The sequence below is a fragment of the Streptomyces sp. CNB091 genome (assembly GCF_000377965.1).
Window position 1 is genome coordinate 243,886 of the sequence record NZ_KB899004.1, and the last position, 8,267, is coordinate 252,152.

General features: G+C 70.5%; 5 protein-coding genes. 3 read left to right on the forward strand and 2 right to left on the reverse strand.

The window, feature by feature from the left end; all coding sequences use genetic code 11:
* Positions 1-45: 45 nt before the first annotated feature.
* Entirely contained in the window at positions 46-1,257 is a 1,212-nt protein-coding gene (locus D581_RS0126070; protein WP_018960130.1) for a glycoside hydrolase family 64 protein, read from the reverse strand.
* A 398-nt stretch (positions 1,258-1,655) separates the two neighbouring features.
* On the opposite strand from D581_RS0126070, the gene D581_RS0126075 reads away from it, so the two are divergent.
* The 3 genes from D581_RS0126075 to D581_RS0126085 all read left to right on the forward strand — a co-directional run bounded on the left by D581_RS0126075 (position 1,656) and on the right by D581_RS0126085 (position 7,679).
* On the forward strand, positions 1,656-5,525 hold the full coding sequence (locus tag D581_RS0126075) for an endo-alpha-N-acetylgalactosaminidase family protein (protein ID WP_026290918.1): 3,870 nt from the start codon (positions 1,656-1,658) through the stop codon (positions 5,523-5,525).
* Positions 5,526-5,820: 295 nt separating this feature from the next.
* On the forward strand, positions 5,821-7,404 hold the full coding sequence (locus D581_RS0126080) for an acyl-CoA carboxylase subunit beta (RefSeq protein WP_026290919.1): 1,584 nt from the start codon (positions 5,821-5,823) through the stop codon (positions 7,402-7,404).
* A gap of 71 nt (positions 7,405-7,475) precedes the next feature.
* Entirely contained in the window at positions 7,476-7,679 is a 204-nt protein-coding gene (locus D581_RS0126085) for an acyl-CoA carboxylase subunit epsilon (protein ID WP_018960133.1), read from the forward strand.
* A gap of 75 nt (positions 7,680-7,754) precedes the next feature.
* Here D581_RS0126085 and D581_RS0126090 read toward each other — a convergent pair.
* Positions 7,755-8,267 (reverse strand): GTP-binding protein (locus D581_RS0126090; protein ID WP_018492394.1); only part of this gene is annotated, 513 nt, incomplete at its 5' end.

An 8,267-nucleotide genomic window follows, 5' to 3' on the forward strand; every position in this document is an offset into this window, starting at 1 on the left:
AAGGAACAGGGGGCGGGGGCACACATCATGCCTACCGGGCGGGCGTCAGGAGCCCACGCTCACCGTGAAGCGGCGCGGGTTCCCGTCGTGCGCCGCGCCCGAGACGTCCGGCTCGCCGTCCGGGCGGACGTCGTCGTAGGGGAACGCGTAACCGATCGGGCTGTTCGCGTGGACCACCCGGGACCAGTGGTTGGTGACGGTTCCCTTGTAGTAGTCCGCCGTCGACGTGCCGTTCGGCTGGCTGGGGTGACTCAGCATGATCGAGCGGTTGAAGCCCGCCGCCAGCCGGGCCAGGATCGCCTTCTTGTCGTCGGAGTCGCCCGGGTTGTTGGTGAACGGGCCGTGGTTGCAGGTGAAGATGTCCTTCGTCTGCGGCTTGACGAAGGTGTGACCGCCCTCGAAGGTCAGGGTGTCCCCGCTGACCCGGCCGGCCAGCGTGCCCCGGCCGCCCTGGAGGTCGATGCGCAGGTCCTCGGAGCGGTACTTCTCCCAGACCTCGTCGATCTGCGCGGTGAACAGGTCTCGGAACGGCATCTCGGCGGGCCGGTCGAAGTACGGGGCCATGATGTTCTGCGGCGAGACGACCCGCAGGACGCCGCCGTCGTCGCTCCGGGTGATCAGCTTGTCCCACGGCTGCCCGTCGGCGGCGGCCTGGGCGGTGAGGTCGTCCGCGATCCGCTGCGCCGCTCCCTTCGGGTGCGGCGCGACCACGTGCGTCCCGTCGCCCTCCAGCGTGATCCCGATCGGAAGGGCGGTGATCAGGTCCACGTAACTGATGTTGGAGTACAGCTGCTCCGTGTTGAAGGTGAACTCGCAGAACGACCAGGTGCGCCCGTAGTTGGGGTCCGTGGGCGTCGCGAAGGCGGGCTCCACCAGCGAGGGGCCCGGGTTGAGGTAGAAGTCCAGCTTGTCGTCGCGGACGAAGTAGACCCGCGCCCCGTACATCTGCGGCAGGGTCAGCACGACCGGACCCGCGCCCGCCCCCTTGAGCGGGATCGCGCAGTCGACGGGCAGCGGCGTCTGCGGGGCGCCGGGCGAATCGGGGCGGTAGACGCCGCCGTCCGGCTTGAGCAGCACCCAGCGGTCGGTGCCCAGCTCGTGGCCGGTCACATACGCGTGCACCGTGCCCGGCAGCGACTTGTTCTCCAGGGCCAGTTCGCAGGTCGCGGGGGCCGCGGAGGCGCGGGGGCTCAGAGCGGTGCCCCAGGCGGGGTACGTGAGCGCCGCGGCCGAGGCGGCGGCGCCGGTCAGGAACATTCGGCGTGAGATCACGAGGGGACTCCCGAGGTGGTGGGGGGCCGCAGGCGGGTGGTGGGTGGGGGGAGGTGCGGGGGTGCGGGGGGTGCGGGACCGTGGGGGTGCCTGCGGTGCGCACCACTCTCGCGAGGAGCGGAACGAGCGTCAAGACTTGTGACTGAGAGCGCTCTCAAAATTGCCGGGTCTTCACAACTCAACGCCCCTAAGCGGTACTTGACGGAACCGAGCGGGTGCGAACCGTGACCGCCCGGGGGTGTCGACGGCCAAGAGGTGAACGAGGTCCCGGCCTGCCCCGTACCGTCCTGACTTGGACTAACGCACCGGGGTTGTTGGACGGAGTCGGCCCCGGGAGCCGAAGTTCGTTGACGATGTCCGGACACGGCGACTACTCAGGGGCCATGTCGCCAAGATTCCCTCGCCCCGGCCTGGTCGCCGCGGCCTCAGCAGCCGTCCTGGCGCTCGTGGGGACCGCCCTCCCCGCCGCAGCCGCCGATCCGTCCCCCACTCCGGCCGGGGCGGCGGAGTCCGCCGGCTCCGCCGTCATCGGATCCGACCGGCTCGCCGTCGCCGTCGCCGACGACTTCCCGCGCGTCCTGTCGTACACCGACCGGGCGAGCGGCGAGCAGCTGCTCGGCAGCGTCCGGCCGGTCACCGCCGTCACCCTCAACGGGACCGCCCGTCCGGTGAAGCTCAAGGGCAAGCCGAAGATCACCCGCTCCGCCGCCCGCTACACGCTCGCCTTCGAGGACCTCCCGGGCGTCGAGATCGACGCCTCGCTCACCGTCTCCGGGCGGGCCACCACGTTCCGGGTGACCGCCGTCCGCGACACCGCGGCGTTCCGGGTCGGGACCATCGACATTCCCGGGCACGACCTGATCTCGGTCGGCTCCGCCGAGGCCGGGGCCGCCACCGCGTTCACGAAGCTCGACCCGGACTCCACCCGCACCGCCGACGTCTTCGCGAGGATCACCGGGGAGACGAAGCCCGACTCCGCGCCCGTCGGGGCGAGTTACGCGATCCTCAACAACGGCTCGCTCGCCGCGGCGATCGAGTCCAACTCCTCGTACGACAAGCCCGCCGGGGCCACCGGCGGCGACGACGCCCGCTTCTGGCACCAGGCGCGCACCGAGGAGGGCGGCGGCGTCCGGGTCGGCGTCTGGTCCGGCCAGTGGACCTACCGGGGCGCGGGCGCGCCGAAGCCCGAGAGCGGCGAGAACCTGCCGTGGGCCAAGGTCGTCGTCACCCCCGACGCCAACGGCGACCAGGCCGTCGACTGGCAGGACGGGGCCGTCGCCTTCCGCACCATCGGCGTCACCGCGCCGGGCAGCGAGGACACCGCGAACCGGGTCGTCACCCACATCCCGTTCAACTTCGCCAGCCAGGCCACCCACCCGTTCCTGCGCACCCTCGACGACGTCAAGCGGATCTCGAAGACCACCGACGGCCTCGGCCAGCTCGCCGTCCTCAAGGGGTACGGCTCCGAGGGCCACGACTCCGCCCACCCGGACTACGGCGGCAACTACAACAAGCGGGCCGGCGGGCTGAAGGACCTCAACACCCTGCTCAAGGACGGCGAGAAGTGGGGCGCCGACTTCGGCGTCCACGTGAACGCCACCGAGTCCTACCCGGAGGCCAACGCCTTCTCCGAGCAGCTCGTCGACAAGACGAAGCCCGGCTGGAACTGGCTCAACCAGAGCTACTACATCGACCAGCGCCGCGACATCAACAGCGGCGACCTGGCCAAGCGCTTCCAGCAACTGCGCGACGAGACCGACGAGAACCTCGACTTCCTCTACATCGACGTCTACTACAGCCACGGCTGGATCGCCGACAAGACGATCCAGGCCGTACAGAAGCAGGGCTGGACCGTAGGCACCGAGTGGGCCGACAAGTTCGAACGCGCCTCGCTCTGGTCGCACTGGGCCAACGACCTCAACTACGGCGGGGCCACCAACAAGGGCCTGAACTCGCAGATCATCCGGTTCATCCGCAACGGCGAGAAGGACGTCTGGAACAACCACCCGGTCCTCGGCCAGAGCGCCCTGGAGGACTTCGAGGGCTGGACCGGCGAGACCGACTGGAACGCCTTCACCGCCAACATCTGGCAGAAGAACCTGCCCGCGAAGTACCTCCAGCAGCAGCGGATCACCCGCTGGGACGGCAACGACATCACCTTCACCGGCGGGGTGCGCGGCACGGTCGAGGACGGGAAGCGGACCTTCTACGACCAGGGCCGCAAGGTGCTCAGCGGCACCGACTACCTGCTGCCGTGGGACGGCGGCAAGAAGCTCTACCACTACAGCGAGACCGGTGCCACCAGCAGCTGGGAGGTGCCCGGCAAGGGCCCGTACACCGTCTACGAGCTGTCCGACAACGGCCGGAAGAAGGTCGCCACCGTCCGCCCGGCCAACGGGAGGATCACCCTCACCGCCACCGCCGGACAGGCCTACGTCCTCTACCCCGACCGTGCGCCGAAGGAGAAGGAGGCCGCCTGGGGGAAGGGGACCGGGCTGAAGGACCCCGGCTTCAACGACCGTGACCTGAAGGGCTGGACGAAGACCGGCACCGTAGCCCGCGACACCGACGAGCAGGGCCGCAACAGCGCCGAGCTCTCCGGCTCGGGTCCGGCCGCGCTCTCCCAGTCCGTCACCGGACTCAAGCCCGGCAGGCGCTACACCGCCTCGGCCCTGGTCGAGGTCGAGCCGGGCGCGAGCCGGCGCACGGTGTTGAGCGCGGGTGGGAAGGCCGTGACCGTCGAACGCTCCACGGCCGAGGACTTCGTCGCCGCCTCCGACTGGCACGGCACCTCCTTCCAGCGCGCCAAGGTCAACTTCACCGCCCCCGCGAACGGTCGCACCACCCTGCGCGTCGAGGCGGCCGCCGGCTCCACGGCGAAGGTCCGCGCCGATGACGTACGGATCGTCGAGAACGCCCCCGCGACCCGCGCCGGCACGGTGGCGTACGAGGACTTCGAGGCCGTCGACCAGGGCTGGGGCCCCTTCCTCAAGGGCGACGCGGGCGGCTCCACCGACCCCCGCACCAGCATTTCGCAGCTCAACGCCCCGTACACCCAGTCCGGCTGGAACGGGAAGCTGATCGACGACGTGCTCGGCGGGACGGAGTCCCTCAAGGCCCACGAGGAGAACACCGGGCTCGTCTACCGCACCGCCCCCTGGACCGTCCCGATGAAGGACGGACACCGGTACGAGATCGCGTTCGACTACCAGTCCAGCCACGCCGGGGCCTACAGCTGGGTGGAGGGCTACGACCGGGCCGCCGACGGCAAGGCCTCCTCGACCGAGACCCGGGCCACCCCGATCGGGCAGCAGCGCACCACCGGGAAGTTCAGCCGGACGCTCACCGCGGGCTGCGGCGACACCTGGACCGGGCTGCGGAAGCTGCCCGGAGCACCCGAGGGCGCGGACTTCGTGCTCGACGGCTTCACCGTGAGGGACCTCGGACCGGCCCCCGCCGGACGGGAGGCGGTCTGCGGCACGCTCGGCGTGGCCGCCGACGCCGAGACCTTGGAGCCGGGAGCCGGGAACACGGTGAAGGCGACCTTCGGCAACGACGAGGCGAGCGCCGCCACCGGCGTGCAGCTCGCACTCACCGTGCCCGAGGGCTGGAAGGCCGAACCCGCGGGCGCGGTCGCCTTCGACTCGGTCGCCCCGGGCGCGAAGGCCACCGGCAGCTGGCGGGTCACCCCGCCGGTCGACGCCCCCTACGACACGTACGCGCTGGACGCGAAGGCCACGTACACCGTCGGGGGAGCGGCCAGGACGCTCGGCGCGGGAACCTCCGTCCGTACGCTCCCGCCGCCGCCCACCGCGGACAGCTGGGCCGGCGACCTCGACTGGACCGCCTCGCAGAACGGCTGGGGCCCGGTCGAACGCGACCGCTCCAACGGGGAGTCCGGGGCCGGTGACGGCGGACCCCTGAAGATCGGCGGCGTCGCCTACGCCAAGGGCCTGGGCACGCACGCCCCGGCGAAGATCCGCTACTACCTGGGCGGGAAGTGCACCTCCTTCACCGCCGAGGTGGGCGTGGACGACGTCCAGACCACCCGGGGCAGTGTGCGGTTCTCGGTCACCGCCGACTCCACGGAGAAGGTGGCGTCACCGGTGCTGGGGGCGGCCGACCCCGCCTGGAGACTCACCGCCGACGTCACCGGCGCGAAGTACGTCGAGCTGATCGTCCAGGACGGCGGCGACGGCAACGGCAACGACCACGCCGATTGGGGGGACGCCCGCTTCCACTGCGGAGGCTGACCGCCGTCCGCCCGGATCCGCGGGCACGGCGAACGGCAGAGGTCATCTGCCGCGTCATACTGAGGGGGCTTTTGCGGGCCCCTCAGTATGACGGGGCCTTTGCGGGGCGCCCTCGGAGCGTGTGGCCCACGGCACACACCCCCCTCTTGTGGAGTCTTCACAACCGAAAGCGGCGTTTCGCTGGTGGATCGCGTGCATGGCGATGTGGTTCTGTTCACTCCCACCACGAAACCGGGCAGGAGACTGTACGGAGTCGACGGCACGATTTCTGGGTCGGTGTTCGTAGGGTCAGTACATGACCGTTGTGGACGAAACCCAGGGCGAGCCGAGCGACGCCCGAGGCCGGGTGGCCGAACTGCTGGCCCTGCGCGAGCAGGCGCGGCGCGGACCGAGCGAGCGGGCGACCGAGGCGCAGCACGCCAAGGGGAAGCTGACCGCCCGGGAGCGGATCGAGCTGCTGCTCGACCCGGGTTCGTTCAAGGAGGTCGAGCAGCTGCGACGGCACCGGGCGACCGGTTTCGGCCTGGAGGCGAAGAAGCCGTACACCGACGGTGTCATCACCGGCTGGGGCACGGTCGAGGGCCGCACGGTCTTCGTCTACGCGCACGACTTCCGGATCTTCGGCGGGGCGCTGGGCGAGGCCCACGCCACGAAGATCCACAAGATCATGGACATGGCCATCTCGGCCGGTGCTCCGCTGGTGTCGCTGAACGACGGCGCCGGGGCCCGTATCCAGGAGGGCGTTTCGGCGCTCGCCGGCTACGGCGGCATCTTCCAGCGCAACACCCGGGCGTCCGGTGTGATCCCGCAGATCAGCGTGATGCTCGGCCCGTGCGCGGGCGGCGCGGCCTACAGCCCGGCGCTGACCGACTTCGTGTTCATGGTCCGTGAGACCTCGCAGATGTTCATCACCGGACCGGACGTCGTGAAGGCGGTCACCGGCGAGGAGATCACCCAGAACGGCCTCGGCGGCGCGGACGTGCACGCCGAGACCTCGGGCGTCGCGCACTTCGCGTACGACGACGAGGAGACCTGCATCGCCGAGGTCCGCTACCTCATCGGGATGCTGCCCTCCAACAACCGCGAGAACCCGCCGACGGTGGAGAGCGACGACCCCGCCGACCGGCGCGGCGACGTCCTGCTGGACCTCGTCCCGGCCGACGGCAACCGCCCGTACGACATGCACAAGGTGATCGAGGAGCTCGTCGACGACGGCGACTACCTGGAGATCCACGAGCGCTGGGCCCGCAACATCATCTGCGCGATGGCCCGCCTGAACGGCCAGGTCGTCGGCATCGTCGCCAACCAGCCGCAGTCGCTGGCGGGCGTGCTGGACATCGAGGCCTCCGAGAAGGCCGCGCGGTTCGTCCAGATGTGCGACGCTTTCAACATCCCGATCATCACTCTTCTGGACGTCCCCGGCTTCCTGCCGGGCGTGGACCAGGAGCACGGTGGGATCATCCGCCACGGAGCGAAGCTGCTCTACGCCTACTGCAACGCCACCGTGCCGCGGATCTCGCTGATCCTGCGGAAGGCCTACGGAGGCGCGTACATCGTCATGGACTCCCAGTCCATCGGGGCCGACCTCACCTACGCCTGGCCCACCAACGAGATCGCGGTGATGGGCGCCGAGGGCGCGGCCAACGTCATCTTCCGCCGGCAGATCGCCGACGCCGAGGACCCCGAAGCCATGCGCACCCGCATGGTCAAGGAGTACAAGTCCGAGCTGATGCACCCCTACTACGCGGCCGAGCGCGGTCTCGTCGACGACGTCATCGACCCCGCCGAGACCCGCGAGGTGCTCATCGCCTCGCTCGCCATGCTCCGCAACAAGCACGCCGACCTGCCGTCCCGCAAGCACGGCAACCCCCCGCAGTAGTCCTCCTCCGCAGCGGCGCGACCCGCCGCACGGTCCACGACATCATGCCGAGAAGACGGAGACACCCCACCATGAGCCTGACGTCCGCCGAGTCCGTCCTGCGCGTCGAGAAGGGTCACGCCGACCCCGAGGAGCTGGCGGCCATCACCGCCGTCCTGATGGCCCGCGCCGCCGCCCGGCCCGCCGCCCCCGCCCACCGCGGCCGTGACACCGCCGGCTGGCGCCGCCTGGAGCGCACGCCCGGCTTCCGCGCCCCGCACAGCTGGCAGGGCTGACCCCCTCGGGGACCGTACGCAGAAGGCCCGCACTCCTCCGAGGAGTGCGGGCCCTTCTGCGTACGGTCAGGCGGCCTAGCGCAGCCGCGCCATCAGGGCGTGCTCGACCAGCGTGATGAGCGCGCTCTTGGCGTCCGCGCGGTGCCGGGCGTCCGTCGTCAGGATCGGGGTGTCCGGTCCGATCTGGAGTGCTTCGCGTACTTCGTCGGGGGTGTAGGGCTGGTGTCCGTCGAAGCCGTTGAGGGCGATGACGAAGGGGAGTCCGCTGTTCTCGAAGTAGTCGACGGCGGGGAAGCAGTCGGCGAGGCGGCGGGTGTCGACGAGGACGACGGCGCCGATGGCGCCGCGGACCAGGTCGTCCCACATGAACCAGAAGCGGTCCTGGCCGGGTGTGCCGAAGAGGTACAGGATCAGGTCCTGGTCCAGGGTGATGCGTCCGAAGTCCATGGCCACCGTCGTGGTGGTCTTGTCCCCGGTGTGGGTCAGGTCGTCGATGCCCGCCGAGGCGGACGTCATCACGGCTTCGGTGCGCAGCGGGTTGATCTCCGAAACGGCACCGACAAACGTGGTCTTACCCACGCCGAAGCC